Raw genomic sequence first — 24,814 nt, 5'->3', positions numbered from 1 at the left:
CTACCCCACGCTCCCTTCCAGGCTCACTCCGAGCAGCTTCTGCGCTTCCACCGCGAACTCCATGGGGAGCTCCTTGAACACCTGGCGGCAGAAGCCGTTGACGATCATCGACACCGCGTCCTCCTGCGAGATGCCCCGCTGCCGGCAGTAGAAGAGCTGGTCCTCGCCAATCTTCGACGTGGACGCCTCGTGCTCCACCTGCGCCGACGCGTTCTTCACCTCGATGTACGGCACCGTGTGGGCGCCGCACCTGTCACCGAGCAGCAGCGAATCGCACTGCGTGTAGTTGCGCGCGTTCTCCGCGCTCTTCAGCACCTTCACCAGCCCGCGGTACGTGTTCTGCCCGCGGCCGGCGGAGATGCCCTTGGACACGATGGTGCTGCGGGAGTTCTTCCCGATGTGCACCATCTTCGTGCCCGTGTCCGCCTGCTGCAGGTTGTTGGTGAGCGCCACCGAGTAGAACTCGCCCACCGAGTCATCCCCCTTGAGGATGACGCTCGGGTACTTCCACGTAATCGCCGAGCCGGTCTCCACCTGCGTCCACGAAATCCTCGCCGCCCGGTGCGCGATGCCGCGCTTGGTGACGAAGTTGTAGATGCCGCCGCGCCCCTCCGCGTCGCCCGGGTACCAGTTCTGCACCGTGGAGTACTTGATGGTGGCGTTGTCCAGGGCCACCAGCTCCACCACCGCGGCGTGCAGCTGGTTGGTGTCGCGCATGGGGGCCGTGCAGCCCTCGAGGTAGCTCACGTACGAGCCCTCCTCCGCGACGATGAGCGTGCGCTCGAACTGGCCCGTCTCCGCCGCGTTGATGCGGAAGTAGGTGGACAGCTCCATGGGGCAGCGCACGCCCCTGGGGATGTAGACGAACGAGCCGTCGCTGAAGACGGCCGAGTTGAGCGCCGCGAAGAAGTTGTCCGAGTACGGCACCACCGAGCCCAGGTACTTCTTCACCAGCTCCGGGTGCTCGCGCACGGCCTCGGAGAACGAGCAGAAGATGACGCCCGCCTTGGCCAGCTTGTCCTTGAACGTGGTGGCCACCGACACCGAGTCGAAGACGGCGTCCACCGCGACGTTCTGCAGCAGCTTCTGCTCGTGCAGCGGGATGCCGAGCTTCTCGTAGGTGCGCAGAATCTCCGGGTCCACCTCGTCCAGGCTGGCCTTCACCGGCTTCTGCTTCGGCGCCGAGTAGTAGCGGATGGCCTGGTAGTCGATGGGCGCGTAGGTGACGGCCTGCCACGTGGGCTCCTTCATCGTCTTCCAGTGGCGGAAGGCCTTCAGGCGCCAGTCGAGCAGGAACTCCGGCTCGTTCTTCTTCGCGGAGAGCTGGCGGATGACGTCCTCGTCCAGCCCGGGGGGGAACGTGTCCGATTCCACCTGGGTGACGAAGCCCGCCGCATACGGGCGGCGCGTCAGTTCCTGGAGGGTTTCGGTGCTCATGAGCGGACTCCTGTCGCGGAAGCGGAAGTGGGATGGCCGGCGGCCGGGGAAGGCGCCGGGCGGGAAGGTGTCCCCAGGCCCACGAGGCGCTCGGGCACGCGGGGCGCGGGGGCGGTGAGGTCCGCCAGCGTCAGCCGCCCCAGGGCCTCCTGGATGGCGTTGTTGATGAGGCGCCAGTGGCCTCGCACCTGGCAGACGGACTCGAGCTCACAGGGCGCACCCTCGGTGGCGTGAACGCCACACTCGGTGAGGGCCACCGGCCCTTCGAGCGCCGAGACGAGCTCCGCCAGGGACAATTCGCTGGCGGGACGCGCCAGGCCATAGCCACCATTGGCGCCACGGTGAGACACCACGAGCGCCGCCTGGAGCAGGCTCTTGAGCACCTTGCTGGCCGAGGGAAGTGGCACGCGCGTGCGCGCCGCCAGCTCACGGGTGGTGCGCGTGTCACCATCCGCGCGAGCCAGCTCGGTCATCAGCACGATGCCGTAGTCGGTCATCTTGCTCATCCGGAGCATGGGTGCGGGTGTCTCCTCTCTGGGTTCCCGGCGCCGAAGAAGCTCCGGGCCGCCGAGAGTCTCTTAATTAATCAGGACCGTTTCAGTCCACATTGCATTTCGAATCCCTCCCTGAAGGGCCGCTGGTTGGAGGGCGGGGAGGAGAGGGATAGGGTGACCCCACCGTCCCTGGAGGAACACTGCCGATGCGCCGTCCCCTGATGCTGCTCGCGACCCTGGCCCTGGCCGTGGTGGCCTGCGAGAAGAAGAACGCGCCCGCCCCCGCGGCGCCCTCGCCCGAGGGACAGGCGGCCGGGGCACCGGCCGCTCCGGTGGATCCGGATGTGATTCTGCTGGGCGAGGTCGGCAGCCTCACGGGCAGTGAGGCGACCTTCGGTATCTCCGCGCGCAACGGCATCGAGCTGGCGCTGAACGAGGCCAACGAGGCGGGCGGCGTGAAGGGCAAGAGGCTCCAGGTGCGCGTCTACGACAGCCAGGGCCGGCCCGAGGAAGGCGCCCAGGCGGTGACGCGGCTCATCACCCAGGACAAGGTAGTGGCGATTCTCGGCGAGGCGGCCTCGTCGGTGTCCATGGCCATGGCGGAGAAGGCGCAGGCGGCCAAGGTGCCCATGGTGACGCCCACGTCCACCGCGCCGGAGGTGACGCAGAAGGGCGACTACATCTTCCGCGTCTGCTTCATCGACCCCTTCCAGGGGCTCGTCATGGCGAAGTTCGCGCGGGAGAACCTGAAGCTGTCGCGCGTCGCGGTGCTGCGCGACAACAAGAGCGCGTTCTCCATGGGCCTGGCGGACGTGTTCACCGCCAAGTTCAAGGAGTTCGGCGGCGAGGTGCCGGGCGACGAGAGCTACTCCAAGGGCGACACGGACTTCCGCGCGCAGCTGACGTCCCTCAAGCGGCTGAAGCCGGACGCCGTCTTCGTGCCCGGCTACTACACGGACGTGGGCATCATCGCGCGGCAGGCGCGGGAAGTCGGGCTCAAGGTGCCGCTGCTCGGCGGCGACGGCTGGGACTCCGACAAGCTGTACGAGCTGGGCGGCTCCGCGCTGGAGGGCAGCTACTTCTCCAACCACTACTCGCCGGACAACCCGGACCCGGTGCTCCAGAAGTTCCTGGCGCGCTACAAGGCGACGTACGGCAGCGTGCCGGACAGCGTGGCGGCGCTGGCCTACGACGCGGCGCGGGTGACGATCGAGGCCATGAAGCGCGCGCCGGACCTGAGCGGCCCCTCGCTGCGCGACGCGATTGCCGCGACGAAGGACTTCCCGGGCGTGGCGGGCAGAATCACCCTGGACGCCAACCGCGACGCGGTGAAGGAGGCCGTGGTGCTCAAGGTCGCCGGTGGCAAGGCGGAGTTCGTCACCACGGTGACGCCGTAGTCCTGCGTCCAGGCGCCCCTGTCCTCAGATGGGGGCCTGGATGACGTAGTAGATGGAGTTGAAGTAGCGGTGCAGCGCATTGAGCAGCTGCACCAGGAAGGGCCACCCCATGGTGGAGAAGCCCAGCAGCGCCGCGGTGACGACGGCGTACTCCACCATGGACTGGCCGCGGGCGGACCGCGACGGACGCAGGGACTTCCTCATGGGGCAACGCTCCGGCGAAGCAACGTGAGATGGAGCTCCACACCGGGGCCCGGGGCGCGTTCGCGCAGGAGCGCGCGGCCGCTCACCGTGTCCCGGACGACCTCGAAGGCGACACCGGATGGCGCCACGGGCTCCGGTGTCCCCACCGTCCAGCCCTTCGCGCGGAGCTGCGCGAGGTAGCGCTCCGCCGCCGCGTCGGGCGCTCCCTCCTGGAGCCAGCCCGTCACCACGTGGTGCGAGGCGCCCTCCAGGTGGAAGTTCACGGTGCGCGTCTCCTGGAGACCGGGAGGCACGGGGAGCCATTCGGGCACCGCCGCCGCGCGCTCCAGCATGGGCCCCACCTGCCCCGCGGAGACGAACACCAGCGTCTCTCCGCCCTGGGCCAGCGTGGAGACCAGCCGGACCTCTTCGGTGGCGGGGCTCCAGTAGCCCACGTAGCCGCCATTCTCACCGTGGCTCTGGCGCAGGACGGGGAAGCCCTTGGCCAGCAGGGCCTGCGCGTAGTGCTCCAGCACCTGCTTGGGCGAGTCCTCCGTGGAGAACCACGCCACCGCCATGGGCGCGCCAGGCCCCAGGTAGTCCGCGGCCAGCGCCTCGGGGCGGCTGGCCTTCGGATAGGGCGGAAAGTGGACGAGCGTCCGCTGGAGGATGGCCTCCTCGGCGGGCGTGCGCACCCAGCCCCGGGGTGACGCCGCGACCTCCGTGGTCAGGTCCGGGGGACTCCACTCCTCCTGGGTGCCTCCGCTGCCGCGGTAGACGGCATGCTCCCAGGTGAAGCCGATGAGGGAGCCCGCCACCGCCACCGAGAAGAGCAGCGCGGGAATCCGAACGGCGGGGCGCGAGGCCGCGCTGGCCGTCAGCACGATTCCGCCCTCTGGCAGCCCAGGTACCAGTTACCGCGGCTCTGATAGGTCCGCTCGTTGTTGTTGTTCTCCCAGTCCTGCCACTCGCTGCTGAAGTAGCCCCGGCGGGTGCCTCCCTGCTGGGAGATTTCCTCCTCCACGCCCCCGCCACCTTCATGCGGTTTGATGGCGAGGCTGGGGTTGCGGGGGTCGTCGCCTGGCGTCTTGTAGCCCCGGGGCTGCAGCCGCAAGCCCGGGCTGAGGAGGCCCGAGCCGATGGCCTGACCCACCAGCCCCTCCACCGACGAGGACATCTGCGAGAAGGCCGGGTTGTCGTCGTTCTGGTAGAGCTGGATGACGCGCTCGTGAAGGCCCCTGCCCCCGGGCGTGCCTGGCCGGACGTTGGCGTGCTCCGTGAGCGCCCAGGTGTCGGTGAGGATGGCGATCTGCTCCCAGGGAAGCAGGTAGACGTTGTCGCCCCGGCCGTGCGTCCCGGAGTTGCCGTTGCCCGTCGCGTTGTTGTGGACGCCGTTGGCGCGGTCCTGCGTCTCCTTGGCCAGCTTCACGCGGGAGAACTCCGGCAGGAACGTCTCCGGCAGCAGGTAGTTCTGCACGCCCAGGCGCGCGGAGCAGCGGATGAGGCCGCCGCGCCCGAAGGTGTCCATGAAGGACTGATGGAGCGACACGCCGTACGCCCCCACGGCCTGCGCATCCAGCGTGCAATACACCTGCTGCCCGCCAGGGTTGAGCCAGCAGGCGTGGGCGACGACGTCGGTATGGTGGGACTCGTCGTCCTGGCACTCGGGCCCCTTGCCCGGGCCGTAGCTGTCGAGCCCCGACTCGTGGTCGCAGTACATGTACCGCGAATAGGCCTGCGCCATCTCGAAGCCGGAGAAGGCCTCCGTCGTGGTCCCGCCATCCTCCGTCGCCACCGGCTCGGGCTCCTTCTCGTAGTCGAGGGTGGTGTAGTCCCACACGGTGGTGAGCGAGGTCTCCTGCGAGTCCAGCATGTGGCGCAGCAGGTCGAACAGGAACAGCGAGTAGAGAAACACCGGGATGATGACGAGCATGCACACCGCCATCTCCACGGCGGCGGCGCCTCGGCGAGCCGCGCGCATCACAGCGACACCCCCGGGACCTGCGCCAGCCGCGACGCGTCGGTGTTGCCCGCCGCCTCCAGCACCTCCGCGGCCTCGTCCGGGCGGATGGGGTGCAGCTTGGCGCGCCAGTAGGGGCTGAAGAGGTTGGGAGCCTCCCGCCAGCCATTGGCGCCGAAGCGGTGGTAGTAGACGAGCGCCTTGGAGATGGCCACGCCCTCCTGCGCCGCGAGCGTGAGTGAGCCCGAGCCCTGCGCCCCGTGGTCCAACCGCACCTGGGCCGACGCATTCAGCTCCCACGGCGCCCGCCTGGGGTCTCCGACGCGGAGTGGCCGGGTGAGGTAGCTGTAGACGCGTGGCTGACCCCAGTCACGGTCCGAGCTCGGGTTGGCGCGGAACTTCATGAAGCAGTTGCCCGAGCGGGCGCAGCCCGACAGGGCATTCGCGTTGACGCCCTCGAAGCGGTGCGAGCCCGAGTGCGCGCCGTCCGGCTCATGGCCACCGCCGTCGGCGTCACTCCAGACGCGCGCTTCGTAGTCGCTCATCCAGGAGAAGCCGTGCCGCCACGTATGGAGGATGCGCCCCTCTTCCTGCGCGGCGCTCGTCGTCCCGGAGTTGCCGCCCTGCTTCCCTCCGCTGTTGACCTCGGACTTGTCCTGGACCGTCTTGGACGTCCCCTCGTGCTCGAGCACCAGATACGAGCCCCGGTCCGGGATGTCCCGCAGCTCGTTGAAGAAGTCCGGATGCAGGTAGGTGGGCTTCATGACGCCGAGCCGGTCCGACTTGTAGGCGCGGTTCGCGGGCCAGTCCGCGCGGGTGGCGTTGGCGATTTCCGTCATCACCCGCGCCAGCGCTTCCGGAGACGAGTTCCCGACGCTGCCCCGGCAGTCCATCCCATCCACCGCGCAGTTGAACTCGTTGGCATTGAGGCCTCCCACGGCCTGCGAGAGGTCACTGGCCCCGGGCACGCTGTACCCGGTCAGCAGCGACAAGCCATGACTGCGCCCGTCCCGGACGGCTTGCAGGGTCCGGTCATGAGCCTGGCGCTGGGATGCGTGGAGGTTGTCGACCATCAGGTCCACGCCCTGCACCGCGGCGTTGAAGCTGGACTCGAGCGAGCGGACCTTCTGGTCGTAGTCATCCCCTGCCTGGTTGAAATCACCGGCAATCTGCCTCGCCTCGACGGCGTGGGCGCAGTGCTCCGCGCACGTGTAGCAGGAGAAGCACCTGGCGAGCTCCATCAGCGCGATGGCGTTGAAGTTCTTGGCCGAAGCCCGCATCATCTCGCCCGTCACGCTCGACGCCGCCATGTAGGCATGGATGCTGTTCATCGCGACGTAGGAAGCCGCGATGGCCCGGTTGCTGACGGCATAGTAATTGAGGGCGCGGGCCTCCAGGACGGCCATGGAGTAGGCCATTGCGTCGCTGTGCTGCTGCAAGCCCATCTTCTGCCGCAGCGCGTGCCCGAGATTGAAGCTGAGCGTCACCATGAGCGCGAGCACCAGGAAGGACAACGCGCCCAGGACGATGGCCTGCCCACGCTGCGCGCGCTTCCGGGCCTGGATGGTCAGTAGGCGAATGGGAAGACGCATTCGTTGCTCCGGGGGAGGGCTGCGCGGTTGAGGAAGAAGTTCGACTGCATCCGCATGGTGTAGGTCGCGCGGATAGGGGCGATGTAGATGCGCTGGGCGGCGGCCTCCTCCAGCTGCGCCTCCGAGCGGTCCCTCCGGTCGGCGCTCTCCTCCACGGGAGCATCCTTGCCCCGCATGCGCATCAGCGCCGGCACATCGCGGTTGCGCGAGGCCTGGTAGATGACCCAGTCCGCGAAGGGAATGATCATCCGGTAGTTGAAGGTCACCTGGACGCGCAGCTTGGTGCGGTGGCTCGCCCTCCAGCCGGTGGGCGCGGTGTTTCTCGGGTCATCGAAGTCCAGCTCGGGGCCGCCGCCTCCGACATCGCCCTGCGTGGGTCCGCAGATGGTGACCTCCGCGTGCTTGAGCGAGGTGCTGGGAATCCGGTTGCCGCGCAGGTCCTGCCACTTCCGCTGGAACTCCGCGGCGCTGCCAACCGGAGGAATGTGGGCGCGGTTCTCCACGCCGCTCGGCACGCTCAGCAACGGGAGCAGCACCGCGAGCGCGGCCTTCTCCATCTCCTCCACCTTCGCGCTGTTGAGCGCCCCGGCCCGCACGGCCTTGTAGGCCGCGTACTTGGTCAGCAGCCGCGCCTGGTGCATCAGCCCCAGCTGGAGGATGCCCAGGATGAGGAAGACGAACAGCGGCAGGACAATGGCAGCCTCGACGGCCGCCTGGCCAGACTGATTCCTCTCACGAAGGCTGCTCATGGCGTCAAAGACTACCCAGCAGCCCTCGCAAAAAGGAAAACCCCACCCACGTTTGACATTCAATGACAAGCACCCACTGTCACCCGCAAGACAGACACCACCCCGCAAGGCCACGAATGGCGCCAAATCCGACACCAGACATGGCCGCGAAGACAGGCAGACAGCCGGGCGCCCGTCTACCTTCGCCGGACGATTTCCTGGATGAGCTCGACGTAGCGGCGGTTCTTGGGGTTCAGCTTGAACGCCTTGCGGAACGCGTCCTCCGCCTGCGTCCACTGGCCCTCGCCCTGGGCCACTTCACCCAGGAAGGCCCAGCCCTCTTCCAGGGCCGGCTCCTGGCGCAGCACTTCCTGCAGCTCCTGCTGCGCCAGCCGCCCGTGCGCCTCCGGCTTCATCAGGTAGCGCGCGTAGGCCCGGTACGCCTGGTACAGCGGCTTCGGGTCGATGTCGCAGGCGTACTCGAAGTACTCGAAGGCCCCCGCGTGGTTGCGCGCGGCCAGCCGGCGCTTCGCCTCGTCGAACTGCGTGGTCGCGTCCAGCAGGTCGGTGCGGATGCGGAACTGCTCGGCCGTGGTGGGCCGCGTTCCCTTGTCCTTCTCCCGCTGCGCCGCGCGCCGCTTGCGCCACAGCAGGTTCTGCTCCGCGTCCGAGAGCGCGCCGAAGGCCTTGGCATAGGCCGCCAGCAGCGCTTCCGCCTTCTCGCGCAGCTCCGCCGTGTGGAAGCGCAAGGGGGAGAAGCGGTCCGCCCGGGCCAGGAAGGCCTTGCGCAGGGGCACCGGCTGCACGTCCTCCGGCACCTCGAGCAGCGCGAAGGGGTCCTTGCTCCGGTGGGACATGAAGGCGCTCACCAGCGCGTTGCGCGCGGCCTCGTCCTCGTCGGAGAACGGCGTGCCCTGGGGCGACGCCTGCGCCGCGGGCGTGACCCCGGGCGGCGCTGCCGGCTCGGGTGCGTGCACGGTGGCGGGCGAGGCCACCTTCGCCGCGCTGAGCGACGCCGCCTTCGCGTCCACGTCCTCCACGAAGCCCGCGACCTCCAGCAGGCACAGCGCGTACAGCCGCCGGAGCACCACCTCCGTGTCGAAGCCGGTGCGCTCCATCAGCTCGGCGAAGGTGGGGCGCTGCCGCAGGGCCTGGAACAGCCGCGCGTCCTTCGACGACAGCTTCAGCCCCGCCTCCATGCCCGGCATCTGCCCGAAGCGCCGCTCGTCCGTGAAGGTGAAGTGCGTGGCCACCGCGTCGAAGGGCATCACACTGGCCACGCCGGTGAGGATGAGCTGCCCCGTGTTGGTCCGCACGCTGGCGTCCGGGGGCTCCACGTCGGCGATGAGCCGGTACTTCGCGTCCACCCAGCGGAAGCAGTCGAGCAGCTTGTGCGCCAGGTTCGCCTGCAATTGCTTGTACAGGTCGAAGGGGCTGATGAGCCCCTTCTGCACCAGCAGGCCGCTGAGCGGCACCTCGGCGGAGATGCTCTCCGCCAGCGCCTTCTGGTAGTCCGTCTCGGACAGCTTCCCCTTCTCCACCAGGTACTTGCCCAGCGTCTCGTGGAGGAGGTTGGACTGACACGCCACCGGCGCGCCGTCCTCGAAGACGATGCGCTTCTCACGCTGGCGGACCTTCAGCTCCAGCGTGCAGGTGCGCTCCTCCCGCATCAACGCGTGCAGCAGCAAGGGGAACGGCGTGTCGGCCAGCAATCCCTCCCGCTGGCGGAGGACCTGCGACGGCGTGGAGAACATGGGACGCGAGCCTAGCGCTACTCGCCCAGGTACTCCTCCATCCCGGACGCGGAGGGCGGCTCGCCATACGCGCCGTAGCGTCCGCCGGGGCCGTACGCATCCGGGGTCATTCCGAACCGGGGCAACATGGACGCCAGCAGGCCCAGCACCAGGGCCACGGCCGCGGCGTACATCAGCGGGCGACTGGGCCGCGCGCGCCACGCCCACTTGCGCTCGCGGCGGCGCTGGAAGCGGGGAGCGGCCACGTACTCGTTCCAGGCCAGGTCCCGCATCTGCTTCGCCTCGGCGCTCCGGCCCGCCTGGGACAGGGCCTTGGCCAGCAGGTAGCGGCCCTCCACCGTGCCGTGGCGCACCCGGCAGTAGCGCTCCAGCGCCTCCACCGCGCCCGCCACGTCACCGCGCTTGAGCCGGAAGCGGCCCCGCTCCAGGTCGATGCCGCCCAGCTTGTGGTCCGGGTCCAGCTTCGCGGCCTCGTCCAGGAGCAGCTCACCGCGCTGGGCGTCACCGGCGCCCAGATACGCCACGCCGAGCAGGTACAGCGTGTCCACGTCCTCGTCACCCGCCTCCAGGTTGGGCTTGAGGATGTCCACCGCCTCGGCGTACCGGCGCTGCTCCACGCGGATGTCCGCCAGCTCATGGCGGGCCCGCCGCTCATGCGGGTTGGTGAGGATGGTGCCCGCCAGCTCCCCGGCGCGCTGGAAGCGCTTGAACAGCCGCACCGGGCTGGGCAGCACCTGCCACGTGAAGCGGTCCGCCACGAAGATGATGAGGACAATCAACCCCAGCGACAGGAACGGGCTGCCCGTCAGCAGCGTGAGGAGAACCCACAGTATCCACTTGCTCATACGCCTCTCGAATCGACTCCGGCGGGGACGGTCCTAGATGAGCCGCGCGCACACGGCGCTATGGACGTCCGCCCCCTTCTCCGTCAATGCCAGACGCCCGTCACGCAGCGTCGCGAAGCCGTGCTCCACCAGCCGCGCCACCTCGGCCCGCCGGGGTTCCACCGGCTGACCGTATCGCTCGCACACAGCCTCCCAGTCCACGCCGGACACCAGGCGCAGCCCCATGGCCAGCCGCTCCGCGAAGAGCTCCTCCGGGCCCAGCGCCTCGCGCCCGTCCTCCGGCAGCCGCCCCGCCTCCACCTCCGTGAGGTAGCGCTCGGGGCTGCGCAGGTTCACGTACCGGTGCGGCTCGGGCGACAGCAGCATGCCCGTGGCGCCCACGCCGAGCGCCAGGTACTCCCCGCCCGTCCAGTACAGCGCGTTGTGGCGCGAGCTGTACCCCGGCCGCGCGTGGTTGGAGACCTCGTAGCGGTGCAGGCCCGCCGCGCCGTACACCTCGCGCACCACCCGCGCCATGTCCACCACGGTGTCGTCGGCGGGGAGCTCCAGCTCGCCGCGCTTGAGGCGCTTTGACAGGGGCGTGTCCTCCGCCAGCACGTCGCGCTCCACCGTCAGCGCGTAGGTGGACAGGTGCTCCGGCTCCAGCGCCACCGCCCGTCGCGCGTCCGCCTCCACCTGGGCCACGGTCTGCCCGTGCACGCCGTAGATGAAGTCCAGGGCCACCACCGGGAAGCCGGCCATCCGCGCCGCGCGCACCGCCTCGTCCACCATGGCCGCGTCGTGCGCGCGCCCCAGCGCCTTCAGCGTCTCCGGCTGGAAGGACTGCACGCCCAGCGACAGCCGGTTCACCCCCGCCGCCTGGTAGCCGGCGAAGCGCTCCGCGTCCGCGCGCTCGGGGTTGCCCTCCAGCGACACCTCCACGTTGGGCGCCACCGCGAGCCTCGCGGCGATGCCGTCCAGCACCTGGGCCACGTAGCGGGGGTGCCACAGGGACGGGGTGCCGCCGCCCAGGAAGATGGAGTCGAGCGGCCTCCTCGCCAGCGAGGGCTCGACGGCCAGCCGGGCGTCCAGCTCCTTCAACACCGCGTGGGCGTAGCGCTCCTCGGGCACCTGCCGCGCCACCGCCACCGCGAAGTCGCAGTACGGGCACTTCGCCAGGCAGTACGGGAAGTGCAGGTACAGCCCGAAGCGGGCCGCCTGCATCCCCGTGAGGGCATCCACTGGTGCGTTGAAGGGCATGAAGACGAAACCTCTACTTCTTGCCCTTCAATTGCGCCTCCAGCCGGGCAATCTTCGCCTTGTAACCCGCCGCGCTCTCGAGCGCTGCCTCGGCCGCCACCAGCTTGCGCTTGAGGTTGGCCGCGTCCGCCTTGAGCTGCTCGCGCTCCGCCTCCCAGTCCGCGGGCGCCGCCGCCGCGGCTGCCGAGGGTGTCTCCGCGAGCCGGGCCTCGAGCGCCTGCCGCGCCTCCTGCTCCGCCTTCAGGGAGGCCTCCGCCTTCGCCAGCTTCGCCTCCGCCGCCGCCCGCGCCGCCTCCGCCTTGGACGCCGCCGAGGCCTGGGCCTTCGCGCTCTCCAGGGCGCCCTCCATCATCTTCAGCCGGCCCTGGAGCCGCTCCACCTTGTCCGCCTCGGCGCGCGCGGCCTCCAGCTCCTCGGTGAGCGAGGCCACCTGCGCCTCGGTGCCGCCCTGCCCCGCCGTCAGCGACTCCACCTGCGCCTCGGCCTGGGCCGCCTGCACCTGCGCGTCGGTGCGCTCGGCCTCCGCCGCCTCGCGCCGCGCCTGCTCCAGCGACAGGGCCTCCTGGGCCTTGGTCAGCTCCGCTTGCAGCCGGGCCAGCTCCGCCTCCCGCTGCGCCGAGGCCGTCTCCAGCATCGTCACGCGGGCGGACAGGCCAACGCGCTCGGCGTCCTTGGTGGCCGCCTTCAGCTCCACCGCGGCGAGCTGCTCCTTCAAGGCGTCGTGGCCGGCGTGGGCGGCCTCCACCGCCGCCGTCAGCTCCGTCACCTTGGTCTCGGCCTGCTGCACCGCCTCGCCCAGCGCCGCCGCGTCCGCCTCCATGCGGTCGCGCAGCGACACCTGCTCCACCTCGGCGGCCTCCAGCGCCTCCTTCAGCGCGGCGGCCTCCGCCTCCGCGAGCTGCGCCCGCTCGCTGGCCTGCGCCAGCCCCTCTTCCAGGGCCTGCGAGCGCTCCGCGGCCTTGGCGGCCTCCGCCTCCAGCTTCGCCTTGAGCTGCGCCAGCTCCGCGGTGCGTGCCTCCAGCGCCTGGCGCAGCACGGGCAGCTCGGCGGCCTCGGTGGTGCGCGCGGTCAGCGCCGCCCGCAGGCCCACGATTTCGGCGTCCTTCAGCGCCAGCGCGCGCTCCAGCTCCGCCACCTGCTCCTGCAGGGTGCGCAGCCCGTCCTCCACCACCGCCAGCTGCTTGCGCGCCTCGTCCCGCTCCGCCTCCAGCGTGGCCGAGCGGCCCTGCGCCTCCTCCAGCGAGCTCTTGGACCAGTCGCTCTCGCTCTCCAGCGCGCTCAGCCCGGACTGGGCCTCGGCCAGCGCGGCCTCCAGCTGCGCGATGCGCAGGTTCAGCGCGTCCTGCTCCGCCGAGGCGGCCTCCTTCTCGGAGGTCAGCCGCTCGATGTCGGCGATGGCCTGCTGGTACTGCTCCTGGACGGCCTCCAGGGCGCCCTGGGCCTCGGACTTCTCCGCGGCCAGCTCCGCCACGCGGTCCTGGGCCAGCGACAGCGCCTCCTTGGCGCCAATCAGCTCCTCGGCCACCGCGCCGCGGGCCTCGCGCTCCTCCTGGAGCTCCGCGGTGAGGCGCGGCACGTCGGACTCGACCTCCGCGAGCGCGCGCGACAGGTCCTTGCGGTCCGCCTCGACCGCGGTCAGCTCCTCCTGGAGCGCGGCCAGCTTCGCCTTGGACTCCGCGGCTTCCCGGGCCAGCTCCTCCTGGAAGGCGGAGACGCGCGCCTTGGACTCCGCCAGCTCCTTGCGGACCAGTGTCAGCGACTGCTTCACCCCGTTGAGCTCGCCGTCACGCTCCGCGTACAGCGTCCGGGCCCGGGCCAGCGTCTCCGTCTTCTGGCGGACCACGGCCCGGAAGTACTCCAGCTTGTCCTCCGGGGAGCCCCCCATGGGCATGCGGATTTCGGGGGGCTCGCCGAATGGATCATTCCCCGGCGTCCGGGCCGCCCGCGCCACGGGGACCGGCGTGGTGGCGGACGCGGGCGCCTTCGGGGTCGCGGGCACACCGGCCCCCTTGGGCACGGCCGCCAGGGAAGCGGCCGGGCGGCGGGGCAATGGAGGCGGGGCGGCGGGCGGTGGGGCCGAGGGCGGGGGCTTGGGCAAGGGCCTGGAGGCCACCGGGGCGGGGGCAGCGGGGGCCGCCGAGGCACCGGTTTCTTCCAGGTCCAGGCTGTCGCGCAGGTCCGCGAGCGGATCCACCTCTTCCGGAGGTGACGGCATGGGCGAGCGCAGGTTACCCCCCGGACGGTCGCATCACCAGAGACGCGTGGGCAGGTGCGCGTCCGAAGTCCATCCATCCGACCGGACGGCAGCCGTACAGTCTCCTCGACGCCGGGGCTCCCGGGCGTTAGCCAGTGAGGGAAAACATCACACCTTGCCTTGCCCTCCCGGTGGGCCGGTGACAGCTTCGGACGTTCTCTATGGCCATCCGCTACGCGCTATCCAACGGGCTTACCGTCGTCTTCGAGGAGCAGCACGCCGCCAAGGTCGCGGCCTTCCAGGTCTGGGTCAAGGCCGGGAGCGCCGACGAGCGGCCAGACCAGGCGGGCCTGGCCCACCTGCATGAGCACATGCTCTTCAAGGGCACCGAGCGCCGGGGCCCCGGTGAAGTCGCCCGCGACGTGGAGTCCCACGGCGGCGAAATCAACGCCTGGACCTCCTTCGACCAGACCGTCTACCACATCGTCATCGCCAGCCAGTTCGCGCGCATGGGCCTGGACATCCTGGGCGACGCGGTCCGCCGCTCGGCGTTCGACGCGGGCGAGCTGGCGCGCGAAATCGAGGTGGTGTGCGAGGAAATCAAGCGCAGCCAGGACACGCCGTCCCGCCGCGCCTCGCGAGACTTGTTCTCCACCGCGTACCAGGTGCACCCCTACCGGCTGCCCGTCATCGGCACGGACGCGAGCGTGCGCAGCTTCACGCGCGAGAAGGTGCTGGAGTTCTACCACCGCCACTACACGCCGAAGAACCTGGTGCTGTCGGTGGCCGGCGACCTGCGCGAGGCGGAGCTGCGCGAGTGGGTGGACGACATCTTCGGCGGCGACTGGGGCCGGCCCTACGAGGGCCGGGTGGCGCGCGCCCAGGAGCCGGTGGCCTCGGGCCGGCGCATCCTGCTGCGCCCCGACGAGGTGAAGGAGGCCTACCTCCACCTGGCCTTCGGGATTCCCCAGGCGGACCACGAGGACGTGCCCGCGCTGGACGTGCTGGCGATGATTGCCGGCCAGGGCGACGCATCCCGGCTGGTGCGCGAGGTGAAGCGCCGCCACAACCTGGTCAACGACATCCACACCTTCGCCTATACGCCCACGGACCCTGGCATCTTCTCCGCGTCGCTGACGCTCCAGCCCGCCAACGCCATGCGGGCGCTGGAGGAGACGGCGCGGGGGCTGGCCACGCTGCGCGCCATGCCGGTGACGGCGGAGGAGCTGGCCACGGCCAAGGCGCTGGTGGAGGCGGAGGCCGTGTACCAGCGCGAGACGGTGCAGGGCATGGCCCGGAAGATGGGCTTCTACCAGTCCGGCATGGGCAGCCTGGAGGCGGAGGCCCGCTACTACGAGGCCGTGCGCAACCTCACGCCCGAGCACCTGCGCGCCGCCGCCGAGCGCTACCTGCGCTTCGACCGCGCCGTCGTCACGGGCCTGCTGCCGGAGGGCACGCCGCTCAGCGAGGCGCAGGTCCACGAGGTGCTGGACCGCGTGGCCCGAGAGCCCGCCGCCGCGCCGCCCGAGCGCAAGCCGCGCAAGGTGGCCGTGAGCGACTCGCCGGTGCGCATCCTGAAGGGCGCGAGCGCCGGCCCCAGCGACATCATCACGGAGAAGCTGCCCTCGGGCGCGACCATCGTGGTGCGCGTGGAGCCGGCGGTGCCGCTGTTCGCCGTGCGCGCCGCCTTCGCCGGTGGCCTGCGCTACGAGACGCCCGCGGACAACGGCATCTCCACCCTGCTCACCCGCTGCCTCACGCGCGGCACGCCGACACATGACGCGGAGGACATCTCCGACCTCATCGACGCGTATGCGGGCAGCATGGGAGGCCAGGGCGGGCGCAACTCGGTGGGCCTGCGGGGCGAGTTCCTCTCGCGCCACTTCGAGTCGGCCTTCCGCCTCTTCGCCGACTGCCTGCTGAACGCGTCCTTCCCCGAGGCCGAGGTCGCCCGCGAGCGCACGCTGCTGCTCCAGGACATCCTCACCCGCGAGGACAAGCCGTCCAGCGTCGCCTTCGACCTGTTCGGCAAGACGCTGTACCGCACGCACCCCTACCGCATGCCTACCACCGGCGAGCACGCTTCGGTGGAGAAGCTGGCGTCGGAGCAATTGCGCGCATGGCACGCGGCGTACATGGACCCGTCGCAGCTCACGCTCAGCGTGGTGGGCGACGTGAAGGTGGACGAGGTCATGGCGCTGGCGCGCGAGTACTTCGGCGCGTCGCGCGGCAAGGCGGCCCCGCCGCCCGCCGTCCCGGTGGAGCCGCCGCTGGACGGCCCTCGCCAGGAGAAGAAGGTGCTGGCGCGCGCACAGGCGCACCTGGTGCTCGGCTTCCCGGGCGCGCGCGTGAGCGACCCATGGCGCCACCCGCTGGAGGTGCTCTCCACGGTGCTGTCCGGCCAGGGCGGGCGGCTGTTCGTGGAGCTGCGCGACAAGCGCTCCATGGCCTACAGCGTCAGCTCGTTCGCATCGGAGGGCGTGGACCCGGGCTTCTTCGCCACGTACATGGGCACCAGCCCGGAGAAGGTGGACGCGGCGCTGGAGGGCATCCGCGCGGAGCTGGCGCGCGTGCGCGACGAGCCCATCCCCGCCGAGGAGCTGGCCCGCGCCAAGCAGCACCTCATCGGCACGCACGAGATTGGCTTGCAGCGCAACAGCGCCCGCGCGGCGCTGCTGGCGCTGGACGCCTGCTACGGCCTGGGCCAGGATAACTTCCTCCACTACGCGGAGCACGTCGCGGCGGTGACGGCGGAGGACGTGCGCGAGGTGGCGCGCAAGGTCATCGACTTCGACCGGAGCGCGCTGGCCATCGTCGGGCCGTAGCGATGCAGTGACGGCCCTCGGGACGACGCGCCGCCCTCAAAGGGCGGTGCTCCCGAGGGCGCCTTCGACGACCTTGCGTTAGAAGCCGCTCATTGGAGAGTGAATGTGTTGGGCCCCTCGACCAGGCCCCGCCGGCGCATCCCCAGATAGCGGTCACCAATGCGTTGGTTCCACAGACAGGAACTGAATGCCGTCTGTGGCGCAAAGATGTGGTGGTCTTCGGCAGTCCAGACCCAGCCCGTGCCAGTCTCAGCGTAGAAGCATACCTCCGGGTATGTCGTGTTGAGGACGTACACCGACTGCCCCGGGTCGACACTCCACCAACCGCGAGTCCCCCACCCGCCCCAGGCACTGCAGTTGGCCGGATCCTCGAATGAAATGCAGATCCAGATTCGAGCGTTGAAATTGTTGTAGAAGTGTACCTGGAACGAGGCGAGCCCCGCCTCCGAAACATAGACCGGCTCCGGGGACATCGGCGGGCGCTCGGCGGCCCAGAGCGCCTCGTCAGGACTCAAGACTTTGCGCACGCCCCTGATTTCGGAGACCGCGCCCCAACGCTCATCAAAGGTTCCAGCGGGAGGGGGCGTCAGGATGGAGCCCTTCGAAGACACACCGGCCTCGGCGGTCCTCGCGGTCAAAACACCGCCGGCACCGAGCCCCAGCAATGTGCCAGCTCTCAGGAACCATCGTCTGTTCATCTGCGCAGGGTCTGATGGGCTCACAGGGTCCTCGTTGGGGTGGGAAGAGCCCGGTCGTTCGTTCGACCGGCAATGACTCACACTCTAGATGCAATCCAAGACACGCTCTGGACGCCTGAGCCCATGTGCCCACCAGAAGACAAGCCCCTCCCAAATTGGCGTATCCCTGTTCCGCCCGCCAATAAATAGCCACCCGCAGCAGAAAGCCAGACACGTAAGGACACCCCAGCCTCGTTCCAGGGCGCCGGCCCGGTGCACAACCCGTCGCGACTCGTGCGCCAGCGCCGTCACCATGACGTGCGCGCTGGCTTCGACCCTTCCTGGAACGGGTTAGAGCTCGGTGCTCCCGAGGGCGCTTTCGATGGCGTCGAGCAGTGGCTGCGCCGGAGCGCCTGGAAGCTGGGCGCAGCCCCGCGCCAGCTCGCGCTTCACGCGCAACCGGTCCGGCTGCGTCCGGGCCTCTCCGGCCAGCGCCTGGGGGTCCACCGGCGAGGCCAGCAGCGTGGCGCAGGTTCGGAACGTCTCCAGCCGGTCGAGGTCCTCTTCCTCCAGTGTGACGGGCGTCCCGTCCAGGGCGAGGCCGATGAAGGAGAGCTCCCGAATCTCATCAGCGGTCAGCACCAGCGCGCCATTGATGGTGAGCCGGGGTGGAGGCTGCGGCCCCGGCCCTCCGGCCAGCTCCACCACGCCATCCACGGGCTTCGACTGGCAGGGCACCTCACGCAGCGTCAGCAGCTCATCCGTCTTGCGCGTCTCTCGCGTCTCGCCGCCGCGGGCCAACTGGACGATGCCAGCCACCACCGCCGGCACACCGACGATGAGCAGCCCCACGCCCCAGCCCGTGGCGACGTCCCGGCTGGAGACGCCGTAGCGGCCTTCCGCATCGATGGCGGAGCGGTTCGGCGTGTCCGAGAACAGCGTGCGGCCCGCCAGCAGGGCCCCGCCCAGCACCGTGAAGATGCCGCCGGTGCTCACGGCCGCCGCCGCCCCCCGGGAGTAATGCGTGGACACGACGTCCTCCGCGTACTCACCATGCTGCTCGGTACGGCAGATGTCCGCGGAGGTGAAGGCCAGGGTGAGCCGCGGCCACTGCACCTGCGTCGTGGCGAAGGGGATGCGCTCGTTCAGCGCCTTCTCCTGCGAGTAGGTCCGCAGGAGCGGCCCGCGCTCCGTGCGCCGCTCCACGTCCAGGGGCGTACACCCCACCGCCGTCACCAGCACCGCCGCCCCCAGTCGCTTCATGGCACCCGCCCCTCCCGGAAGAAGTCCGCCACATCCGGGCACTCGGTGAGAAACCGCCGTGTGTCCTCGCAAGCCGGGGGATTCGCCGTGGAGGGGCCTCGACTGAGCAGGGCCTCCCGGCAGTCCAGGACCCGCTCCCGGGACGGTGACGCGAAGGAGAAGGCCTCGTCCTCACAGCCGGTGCGTTGGAGGAGCGTGGCCTCACACGGCATCCCAGGGGTGAGCTGCGCCGCCACACCGGGACAGGCCGCCGTCTGGCACAGCCGGACGACGACATCCCGGCAGACCGCGGCATCCGGCGCGTCCGGACCGGAGCAGGCAGTCAGGCAGATCCAGGGCCACCAGCGAATGAGGTGTCTCACGGCGCTTCCACGCTAGCCACGCCGGGATTAAAGGGCCCGCATGTCCCAGACCTATCTGTCACTCACAGTGGAGTTGCCCGAGGAAGCGTCGGAGGCCGTACAGGACCTCCTCCACGAGTCGGGCGCGCTGGGCCTCGAGGTGCGGGACCGCGAAGCGCCCACCATGCCGGGCGTGCGCGGACCGAATCCTGGCGAGGCCATCGTCATCGCCTACTTCGAGGAGCGCGAGGCGGCCGAGTCCGCCCGCGACGAGGTGAAGGAGTCCTTCCCCGACGCGAGGCTCGCGCTGGACGAGCAGCCCCAGCAGGACTGGAGCAACGAGTGGAAGTCGCTCATCAAGTCCGTGCATGTGGGCAGGTTGTGGGTCGGTCCTCCCTGGGACAAGGCCAACGCCCCCGAGGGCACCGTGCAGCTCGTGATTGAGCCGAAGATGGCCTTCGGCACCGGTGACCACCCGACGACGTCCCTGTGCCTCGCCGCCGTGGACGCGTACATGGCGGAGCACCCGGGGGCCACCGTCCTGGACGTGGGCACCGGCACGGGCGTGCTGGCCATCGCCGCGAAGAAGCTCGGCGCGGGCCGGACGGTCGCCACGGACAATGACCCTGTCTCCGTGGAGCTGGCGCAGGAGAACCAGGCGGAGAACGGCACGCCGGACATCGAGGTGTCCGGCAAGGAGCTCACCCAGGTGGAGGGCACCTTCGACCTGGTGCTCGCCAACATCCTGGCCAACACGCTCATCGAGCTGGCGCCCCTGATTGTGGAGAAGGTGAAGGACCGACTCGTCCTCGCGGGCGTGCTCTCGCACCAGCGCGCGGATGTGGAGGCGGCCTACCGCAACCTGGGCCTCACCGTGCTCCCCGGCGCCACCCAGGGCGAATGGGTGCGCATCGATTTGAAGCGTTGAGGAACAGGGCTTCGTCCCCGCCTGGACGAGGCGGGGACGGCGCACTGCGGTGCCGGGCACCCGACGACAGCTGGCCCGGCCTCTCCAGGGAAGAGCAGGTGAGCACCCGCGTGCGACGACAAGCCGCTCGGCGGGGTTCCCGGATGAACGAGATAGGGCGGCACCTTCGGGTGCCCACTTCACGCGCACGCCGGCAGCGGATTCAGCGCCGCAGCGTCTACGGCAGCTCGGCGCGCACGGGGCGCAGCGCGGCATCCAGCTCCACGACGGCGGTCCCCAGTCCCCCGCTCCTCATGCGGGAGTAGCGCACATCGCGGATGGTGACGCGCCAGCCGTCGGGCCGCTCCTCCACCTGATACGTGGGCAGACGCAGCCAGTTGGCCAGGCCTCGAATCTCGGGCGCTGACAGCGCGGCCTCGACGATGGGTCCGGGCTGCGGCGTACGCGGAACACTGGGGTCGCTGATGCGGAAGCGGCGCTCCCCATCCGCCAGGAAGTCCGCGCGGACGAAGTGGTAGCGGTCTGGCCCCAGCGCGATGATGTCTCGCACGAAGGGATTGGCAGGCAGCGGTCCGGCGATGGTGCGCTCCACGGGGAGGCCCTGCGAACGCAGCCACTCCATCGCGCGCGGCGCCGCCACCTGCGAGCCCGCGAAGATGGCCCCCAGGTAGAGCAACAAGCCCACGCCGCACACCGTGGCCACGCGCTGCGCGGAGAGGACGTGGGTGCCGCGCAGCCGCAGCCAGAGGATGGCGCCCACGCCCACGCCCCACAGCACCTTCGCCGGCCACGGCACGAACGCGGGAATCATCACGAGCGCGGTGGTGGCGGCGCCCAGGACGCACCACCCCGCCGCGGACTTGCGCGTGCGCGCATCCGCCATGATGACGGCGGCGCCCGCGAGCAGCCACACCCAGGGGTCGATGATGAAGAGCGCGTCGCCGTAGAACCACGTCCCATCGAAGGGCATCAGCAGGCGGACGCCGTAGGTGTTGAGCCAGTCCAGCGCGGGATGGCTCAGCACGGACAGCGTGGACAGCAGCAGCAGCGGCCCGACGCGAGCGGGCGGCAGGTCCGGATGCTTGCGCCTGCGCACGTACCGGTCCCACAGCAGCATCAACCCCGTGAGCACGAAGGGCCACAGGCCCAGGGCCAGCACCCCGTGCGTCCATCCCCGCCGCCAGTAGAGGGAGGCATCCGAGCCAGCGAAGCTGACGAGGCCATCGACATCCGGCAGGTTGGCGCCGATGACGAGCGTCGCCGTGGCCAGCGGCGTGGTGCGCTTCAGCCCCGCCTCCGCCATCCATGCGCCGACGAGCGAGTGAGCCAGATTGTCCATGCCCGCACTCTAGGCACGGCCGGGCCGCCTGGCGCCTCGCCGCGGTGGGCCCGAGGGCCAAGACACGCTAGCGTCACGCGCTCGTGGAGACGCCGCCCCCATCCCGGCCACCGAACGAGGTCCGCTCCCAGCTCGTGGGGCCGTTGCTCGCGTACCTGCGCGCGACGGGGCACGACCCGGCGCCGCTGGTGGAGCGCTTCGGGCTGCCCGCCAACGCCGGCGCCCTGCCCGAGGTCAGTCTGCCCCTGGCCACGCTCCACGCCTTCCTCGACGCGGCCGAGGCCCTGTCCGGAGACGCCTTCCTCGGCCTCCACGTCGCGCAGCGCGTGCCCCGGGGCAACTACGGCCTGGTGGAGTACATCGCCCGGGCCTCCCCCACCGTGCGGGACACCTTCCGCGCCCTGGCCCGCTACATGGCCCTGCTGGAGCCCGCGTGGCAGGCGTCCTTCCAGGAGACTCCCGACGGCAGCGGCACCTTCGTCTACGGCATCCCCGGCGAACCGCTGGCCTACGGCCGCCACGCCAGCGAGTTCGGGCTGGCCCTCTTCGTCCACGTCGGGCGACAGCTCACCGCGAGCCCCTGGAGCCCTCGCGACGTCTCCTTCGCGCACCCCGCTCCCGCGGACCTCCGCCCCCTGGTGGAGCACTTCGGCGTCACCCCCACCTTCGGCACGGGCCGCAACGCCCTGACCCTGGATGCCGCCACACTGGCCCTGCGCGTCGTGGACGCCGACCCCGTGCTCCTCTCCGTCCTGGAGCGCGCCGCGGGCGTGCCCGCCCCAGCACCGCCCGCCGAGCCCTCCGTGCCCCCCTTCGTGCGAGAGGTGCGAGACGCCGTCCGGGCCGCGCTGAGTGACGGGGCGCCGCAGATGGGGCACGTGGCGAAGCACCTCCACGTCAGCCCGCGCACCCTCCAGCGCCGGCTCACGGAGGCCGGCACCTCCTTTCAAGACGAGGTCGACGCAGTGCGCCGTGAGCTGGCCTTCGAGTACCTGCGCAACGCGCACCTGGGCGTCAGCCAGGTGGCCTTCCTGCTGGGGTATTCGGAGCTGAGCACCTTCGACCGCGCCTTCAAGCGGTGGACGGGTTTGACGCCCCGCGTCTGGCGCGAGCGAACCGAGGCGGGCTGAGCGCTCCCCCGCACTGCCGTGGCGCCCCCGGCCAGGAGATTGGCGTCCGCGGCCAGGAAACCCGGCCCCACATCCCCTACGCTGCGGAGCATCCACACCCCTTCGCTTCCGGAGGACGCATGCTCAAGCCCCAGGTGGTCGCCCTGTTCGACGAGTACTACTCCTCGCATCAGCACCCGACGAACCGGCTGACGCACAAAATCGCCATCCCGCTCATCGTCCTGCACATCGTCGCCATGCTGGACTGGGTGCACCTGCTCGCGGTGCCCGCGATTCCCGGCGGCTCGCTGACGCTGGGCATGGTGGCGTGGGCGCTGGCCGCGGTCTGGTACTTCCGCGCCGACGTGAAGCTGGGCCTCATCGTGGTGCTCTTCATGGCCGCGTGCTTCCCGGTGGGCCGGATGATGCCCACGTGGAGCGTGGTGGTGATGGCCGTGTTCGGGTGGCTGGTGCAGCTGGCCGGGCACAGCGTCTGGGAGAAGAAGTCGCCCTCCTTCCTCACCAACCTCGTGCACGCGCTGGTCGGCCCGCTCTTCTTCGTGGCGGTGCTCCTCGGCGACTACGTCCTCAAGCCGCTGCCCGCCACGTCGTCCACGCCGGTCCGCGCGTAGCCCGTCCGTGACGAGCTTCGCCGACAAGCTGCGCGTCTGGCTCCCCCTGCACGAGAACGGCGTCAGCCGCGCCGTGCACTTCGTGGGGGCCTACCTGTTCATCTTCGCGCTGCTCGTGCCGCTCGGCTTCCTCCGGCTGCCCGTGGGTGGCGTGACGCTCACGGCGGCCCACGCGCTGCTGGCGGCCGTGGTCCTCTACGCCGTCTCCCTGGAGTGGACGGCGGGGCTGCTGATGGCGCTGCCCCTGGCGCCCACCCTGTTCGCCGCGGAGGCTGTCGTCTCCCGGCTCCCCGCGGGCGCGGCGGCCGCGGTGGCGCTGGGCGTCATGGCCGTGCGCTTCGCGCTCGTCGTCGGCGCCCACGTCGTCTTCGAGAAGAAGACCCACGGCCTGTCCCTGGGCGGGCCCCTGCTCTTCTTCATCGAGCCCGTCTACCTGCTCACCGTGGCCCTGTTCTCCCTCGGGATGAAGCAGGCGCTGCGGGCCCAGGTGGAAGCGGGCCCCGGCGCGACGCTGGCGGCCTGAGCCCTCGCGCCGAGCGGAACCGCGGGCCCGTGAAGGGGCTCGCGAGGTTCGGCCGCGCGCGGGCTACGTGCCGCTCGCGGCCCGGAGCAGGGGCGCCGGCGCGTCGGTGGCGGTGCGCAGGCCCTGGAGGGAATAGACGACCACCGCTTCCCGCCGACCCTTCACCTGGGCCTCGCCCAGGCGCTCGCCCACGAAGTGCCCGCCCCCCATCAGCCAGGTCCGCTCGCTCACCAGGATGTCCACGTTGTGGGACTTGGTGAGGCCCTCCACGCGCGAGGCCAGGTTCACCGCGTCACCGATGACGGTGTACTCGTGCTGCTCGGCGCCTCCGAGCATTCCCGCCGCCACCACGCCGGTGTGCAGGCCGATGCCGATGCGCAGCGGGGGCAGCCCACGCTGCACGCGCTGGGCGTTGATGTCCTCCAGCTTGGCGCGCATGTCGAGCGCCGCCCGCATGGCGAGCTCGGCGTGGTCCTCGCGGGCATCCGGCACGCCCCAGCACGCGAGCATCCCGTCCCCCAGGAACTTGTTCACGATGCCCTGGCGGGCCATGACGATGTGGGCCATGTGCCCGAAGTAGTCGTCCAGGAACTCCAGCACCTGGCCCGGGTCCAGCGTCTCGCTCAGCGTGGTGAAGTCCCGGATGTCGCTGAAGAGGATGGTGACATCACGCTGCACCGGCTGGAGCGAGGCGTCCCCCAGTTGCATCACCCGATCCACCACCTGCTTCGGCAGGAAGCGGGAGAGCCCGTCACGGCGCCGCAGGTTGAGGAACATGCCGCCCACGTCCGAGTTCGTCAGCGCGATGAGCGCGCCCAGCGCGGCGTAGCAGATGAGGACGAAGCTGATGCGCCCCACCGAGCCGTGCCCCGTCACCCACGAGAGCAGCGCGTAGGCGGCCCCGGACAGCACCGTGGACAGCAGCACGTGCCACCACGAGTAGCGCACCACGGAGAACGCCAGCACCATGCCCAGGCTGGCGCACAGCATGCCCGCGTCGAACAGGCCGGAGAGCCGCCAGGTGTGCCACGCCATGAAGGAGAAGAAGCTGGTGTCCGCCAGCGTCGTGGGCACCGGCAGCCAGCGCGCGCGGTTCGGGTGCGGCTTCTGGCGGAGCAGCACGACGATGGCGACGACGGAGAAGAAGACGTAGGCCCCGATGGCTTGCAGGCGCACGCCATCCAGCGGCGGCGAGTACGTCTCCCCACCACCCCAGGCGATGAAGACCTGGCTGACCGCCATCAGCAGCACCACCACGAGGCGAATCACCGCCACGCGGCGCTCGCCCTGGAGCGAGCTGGTCGCCAGCACCAACGCTTCGTTGGAGTAGTGAGGAGTGTCGCGTCGGCGCATG

The 24,814-nt window shown here is 70.5% G+C and carries 22 protein-coding genes; 6 read left to right on the top strand and 16 right to left on the bottom strand.

What is annotated here, in order from left to right; translation table 11 throughout:
• Both sufB and VZL07_RS20170 read right to left on the bottom strand, forming a co-directional pair.
• On the bottom strand, positions 1–1,437 hold the full coding sequence (gene sufB / locus VZL07_RS20175; RefSeq protein WP_426749172.1) for a Fe-S cluster assembly protein SufB: 1,437 nt from the start codon (positions 1,435–1,437) through the stop codon (positions 1–3).
• Positions 1,434–1,952 (bottom strand): SUF system Fe-S cluster assembly regulator, encoded by a 519-nt coding sequence (locus VZL07_RS20170; RefSeq protein ID WP_426749171.1) that lies wholly within the window; start codon positions 1,950–1,952, stop codon positions 1,434–1,436. Before VZL07_RS20170 ends, sufB begins: the two co-directional genes overlap by 4 nt.
• Before the next feature lie 185 nt (positions 1,953–2,137).
• Here VZL07_RS20170 and VZL07_RS20165 point away from each other — a divergent pair, with 185 nt between their 5' ends.
• Positions 2,138–3,328 carry an ABC transporter substrate-binding protein gene (locus VZL07_RS20165; protein ID WP_426749170.1) on the top strand — a complete coding sequence of 397 codons (1,191 nt, stop codon included), beginning with the start codon at positions 2,138–2,140 and terminating at the stop codon, positions 3,326–3,328.
• Between the two features lie 24 nt (positions 3,329–3,352).
• Here VZL07_RS20165 and VZL07_RS20160 read toward each other — a convergent pair whose 3' ends face one another.
• From VZL07_RS20160 to VZL07_RS20120, 9 genes are all read right to left on the bottom strand, one after another.
• Positions 3,353–3,532 (bottom strand): hypothetical protein, encoded by a 180-nt coding sequence (locus VZL07_RS20160; RefSeq protein WP_426749169.1) that lies wholly within the window; start codon positions 3,530–3,532, stop codon positions 3,353–3,355.
• The gene (locus VZL07_RS20155) at positions 3,529–4,395 is read right to left on the bottom strand and encodes a hypothetical protein (RefSeq protein WP_426749168.1); all 867 of its coding nucleotides are present in this window, start codon (positions 4,393–4,395) and stop codon (positions 3,529–3,531) included. The genes VZL07_RS20160 and VZL07_RS20155 overlap by 4 nt, the downstream gene beginning before the upstream one ends.
• On the bottom strand, positions 4,389–5,492 hold the full coding sequence (locus tag VZL07_RS20150) for a hypothetical protein (protein WP_426749167.1): 1,104 nt from the start codon (positions 5,490–5,492) through the stop codon (positions 4,389–4,391). Before VZL07_RS20150 ends, VZL07_RS20155 begins: the two co-directional genes overlap by 7 nt.
• Entirely contained in the window at positions 5,492–7,063 is a 1,572-nt protein-coding gene (locus VZL07_RS20145; protein ID WP_426749166.1) for a TadE/TadG family type IV pilus assembly protein, read from the bottom strand. The genes VZL07_RS20150 and VZL07_RS20145 overlap by 1 nt, the downstream gene beginning before the upstream one ends.
• Positions 7,039–7,812 carry a TadE/TadG family type IV pilus assembly protein gene (locus VZL07_RS20140; RefSeq protein ID WP_426749164.1) on the bottom strand — a complete coding sequence of 258 codons (774 nt, stop codon included), beginning with the start codon at positions 7,810–7,812 and terminating at the stop codon, positions 7,039–7,041. The genes VZL07_RS20145 and VZL07_RS20140 overlap by 25 nt, the downstream gene beginning before the upstream one ends.
• Positions 7,813–7,988: 176 nt before the next feature.
• Positions 7,989–9,545: a DUF4388 domain-containing protein gene (locus tag VZL07_RS20135; RefSeq protein WP_426749163.1), complete on the bottom strand. Its 1,557-nt coding sequence runs from the start codon at positions 9,543–9,545 to the stop codon at positions 7,989–7,991.
• Positions 9,546–9,562: 17 nt separating this feature from the next.
• The gene (locus VZL07_RS20130; protein WP_426749162.1) at positions 9,563–10,390 is read right to left on the bottom strand and encodes a tetratricopeptide repeat protein; all 828 of its coding nucleotides are present in this window, start codon (positions 10,388–10,390) and stop codon (positions 9,563–9,565) included.
• A 33-nt stretch (positions 10,391–10,423) separates the two neighbouring features.
• Complete coding sequence (gene hemW / locus VZL07_RS20125; RefSeq protein WP_426749161.1) at positions 10,424–11,629, bottom strand: radical SAM family heme chaperone HemW; 1,206 nt, start codon at positions 11,627–11,629, stop codon at positions 10,424–10,426.
• A 13-nt stretch (positions 11,630–11,642) separates the two neighbouring features.
• Positions 11,643–13,844: a plectin 1 isoform 8 gene (locus tag VZL07_RS20120; RefSeq protein WP_426749160.1), complete on the bottom strand. Its 2,202-nt coding sequence runs from the start codon at positions 13,842–13,844 to the stop codon at positions 11,643–11,645.
• Positions 13,845–14,044: 200 nt separating this feature from the next.
• Here VZL07_RS20120 and VZL07_RS20115 point away from each other — a divergent pair, with 200 nt between their 5' ends.
• Positions 14,045–16,648 (top strand): M16 family metallopeptidase, encoded by a 2,604-nt coding sequence (locus tag VZL07_RS20115; RefSeq protein ID WP_426749159.1) that lies wholly within the window; start codon positions 14,045–14,047, stop codon positions 16,646–16,648.
• 89 nt (positions 16,649–16,737) lie between these two features.
• Here VZL07_RS20115 and VZL07_RS20110 read toward each other — a convergent pair whose 3' ends face one another.
• The 3 genes from VZL07_RS20110 to VZL07_RS20100 all read right to left on the bottom strand — a co-directional run bounded on the left by VZL07_RS20110 (position 16,738) and on the right by VZL07_RS20100 (position 18,950).
• Entirely contained in the window at positions 16,738–17,370 is a 633-nt protein-coding gene (locus VZL07_RS20110; RefSeq protein WP_426749158.1) for a hypothetical protein, read from the bottom strand.
• A gap of 306 nt (positions 17,371–17,676) precedes the next feature.
• Positions 17,677–18,588 (bottom strand): hypothetical protein, encoded by a 912-nt coding sequence (locus VZL07_RS20105; protein WP_426749157.1) that lies wholly within the window; start codon positions 18,586–18,588, stop codon positions 17,677–17,679.
• Entirely contained in the window at positions 18,585–18,950 is a 366-nt protein-coding gene (locus tag VZL07_RS20100; RefSeq protein ID WP_426749156.1) for a hypothetical protein, read from the bottom strand. Before VZL07_RS20100 ends, VZL07_RS20105 begins: the two co-directional genes overlap by 4 nt.
• Before the next feature lie 40 nt (positions 18,951–18,990).
• Between VZL07_RS20100 and VZL07_RS20095 the strand changes: the two genes are divergently transcribed.
• Positions 18,991–19,857: a 50S ribosomal protein L11 methyltransferase gene (locus VZL07_RS20095; RefSeq protein ID WP_426749154.1), complete on the top strand. Its 867-nt coding sequence runs from the start codon at positions 18,991–18,993 to the stop codon at positions 19,855–19,857.
• A 217-nt stretch (positions 19,858–20,074) separates the two neighbouring features.
• Here the strand turns inward: VZL07_RS20095 and VZL07_RS20090 are convergent, their stop codons facing one another.
• Positions 20,075–21,196, bottom strand: coding sequence for a metal-dependent hydrolase (locus VZL07_RS20090; RefSeq protein ID WP_426749153.1), 1,122 nt, complete (start codon positions 21,194–21,196; stop codon positions 20,075–20,077).
• A gap of 83 nt (positions 21,197–21,279) precedes the next feature.
• On the opposite strand from VZL07_RS20090, the gene VZL07_RS20085 reads away from it, so the two are divergent.
• From VZL07_RS20085 to VZL07_RS20075, 3 genes are all read left to right on the top strand, one after another.
• Positions 21,280–22,326, top strand: coding sequence for an AraC family transcriptional regulator (locus VZL07_RS20085; RefSeq protein WP_426749152.1), 1,047 nt, complete (start codon positions 21,280–21,282; stop codon positions 22,324–22,326).
• A gap of 119 nt (positions 22,327–22,445) precedes the next feature.
• Complete coding sequence (locus tag VZL07_RS20080) at positions 22,446–22,937, top strand: DUF962 domain-containing protein (protein ID WP_426749150.1); 492 nt, start codon at positions 22,446–22,448, stop codon at positions 22,935–22,937.
• Between the two features lie 7 nt (positions 22,938–22,944).
• Entirely contained in the window at positions 22,945–23,460 is a 516-nt protein-coding gene (locus tag VZL07_RS20075; protein WP_426749148.1) for an Mpo1-like protein, read from the top strand.
• Positions 23,461–23,523: 63 nt separating this feature from the next.
• Here the strand turns inward: VZL07_RS20075 and VZL07_RS20070 are convergent, their stop codons facing one another.
• Positions 23,524–24,813, bottom strand: coding sequence for an adenylate/guanylate cyclase domain-containing protein (locus tag VZL07_RS20070; RefSeq protein WP_426749147.1), 1,290 nt, complete (start codon positions 24,811–24,813; stop codon positions 23,524–23,526).
• Between the last annotated feature and the right edge of the window lies 1 nt (position 24,814).

This window comes from Pseudomyxococcus flavus, from assembly GCF_050038885.1.
Lineage (GTDB): Bacteria > Myxococcota > Myxococcia > Myxococcales > Myxococcaceae > Myxococcus > Myxococcus flavus.
This window is presented reverse-complemented; position numbering and strand designations above follow the sequence as displayed.

What these genes read in the sequence shown, in the direction of transcription:
- sufB (WP_426749172.1), bottom strand. Translation starts at nt 1,437, where the DNA reads ATGAGCACCGAAACCCTCCAGGAACTGACGCGCCGCCCGTATGCGGCG.
- VZL07_RS20170 (WP_426749171.1), bottom strand. Translation starts at nt 1,952, where the DNA reads ATGCTCCGGATGAGCAAGATGACCGACTACGGCATCGTGCTGATGACC.
- VZL07_RS20165 (WP_426749170.1), top strand. Translation starts at nt 2,138, where the DNA reads ATGCGCCGTCCCCTGATGCTGCTCGCGACCCTGGCCCTGGCCGTGGTG.
- VZL07_RS20160 (WP_426749169.1), bottom strand. Translation starts at nt 3,532, where the DNA reads ATGAGGAAGTCCCTGCGTCCGTCGCGGTCCGCCCGCGGCCAGTCCATG.
- VZL07_RS20150 (WP_426749167.1), bottom strand. Translation starts at nt 5,492, where the DNA reads ATGCGCGCGGCTCGCCGAGGCGCCGCCGCCGTGGAGATGGCGGTGTGC.
- VZL07_RS20145 (WP_426749166.1), bottom strand. Translation starts at nt 7,063, where the DNA reads ATGCGTCTTCCCATTCGCCTACTGACCATCCAGGCCCGGAAGCGCGCG.
- VZL07_RS20140 (WP_426749164.1), bottom strand. Translation starts at nt 7,812, where the DNA reads ATGAGCAGCCTTCGTGAGAGGAATCAGTCTGGCCAGGCGGCCGTCGAG.
- VZL07_RS20135 (WP_426749163.1), bottom strand. Translation starts at nt 9,545, where the DNA reads ATGTTCTCCACGCCGTCGCAGGTCCTCCGCCAGCGGGAGGGATTGCTG.
- VZL07_RS20130 (WP_426749162.1), bottom strand. Translation starts at nt 10,390, where the DNA reads ATGAGCAAGTGGATACTGTGGGTTCTCCTCACGCTGCTGACGGGCAGC.
- hemW (WP_426749161.1), bottom strand. Translation starts at nt 11,629, where the DNA reads ATGCCCTTCAACGCACCAGTGGATGCCCTCACGGGGATGCAGGCGGCC.
- VZL07_RS20120 (WP_426749160.1), bottom strand. Translation starts at nt 13,844, where the DNA reads ATGCCGTCACCTCCGGAAGAGGTGGATCCGCTCGCGGACCTGCGCGAC.
- VZL07_RS20115 (WP_426749159.1), top strand. Translation starts at nt 14,045, where the DNA reads ATGGCCATCCGCTACGCGCTATCCAACGGGCTTACCGTCGTCTTCGAG.
- VZL07_RS20105 (WP_426749157.1), bottom strand. Translation starts at nt 18,588, where the DNA reads ATGAAGCGACTGGGGGCGGCGGTGCTGGTGACGGCGGTGGGGTGTACG.
- VZL07_RS20095 (WP_426749154.1), top strand. Translation starts at nt 18,991, where the DNA reads ATGTCCCAGACCTATCTGTCACTCACAGTGGAGTTGCCCGAGGAAGCG.
- VZL07_RS20090 (WP_426749153.1), bottom strand. Translation starts at nt 21,196, where the DNA reads ATGGACAATCTGGCTCACTCGCTCGTCGGCGCATGGATGGCGGAGGCG.
- VZL07_RS20080 (WP_426749150.1), top strand. Translation starts at nt 22,446, where the DNA reads ATGCTCAAGCCCCAGGTGGTCGCCCTGTTCGACGAGTACTACTCCTCG.
- VZL07_RS20070 (WP_426749147.1), bottom strand. Translation starts at nt 24,813, where the DNA reads ATGCGCCGACGCGACACTCCTCACTACTCCAACGAAGCGTTGGTGCTG.